The sequence below is a fragment of the Pseudomonas sp. SCT genome, from assembly GCF_003864275.1.
GTDB lineage: Bacteria > Pseudomonadota > Gammaproteobacteria > Pseudomonadales > Pseudomonadaceae > Stutzerimonas > Stutzerimonas stutzeri_AE.
On record NZ_BDJA01000033.1, the window covers coordinates 1 to 252 of the forward strand.

Annotated in this window: 1 pseudogene; it reads left to right on the forward strand. The window is 62.7% G+C overall.

Features of this window, described 5'->3' with window-relative positions:
- Positions 1-127: 127 nt before the first annotated feature.
- A pseudogene (locus BHD08_RS23360) lies at positions 128-244 on the forward strand (chemotaxis protein MotA); the annotation flags it as partial.
- Between the last annotated feature and the right edge of the window lie 8 nt (positions 245-252).

Sequence of the window (252 nt, forward strand, 5' to 3'; positions counted from 1 at the left end):
CGTCGGTGATTTCGTCGCCACCACCGCTGACCTGCGCGGCTGCCGGTTCGCTGTCTGACGACTGAACGGCTGCGAGCATCTGCTCGAACTCGGCATCGACGGCTTCGATCTGAGGCTTGGCAACAGTAACCGCCGCAGCCCGGCCTACATGCGCGAAACGCTCAAATCCTTTATTGCCCATCACGACGACGAGATTCGCGATGGCATCCCCGCCGCGCCGCCTGGCAAGCCGCAGGAGGAATGACCGTGAAT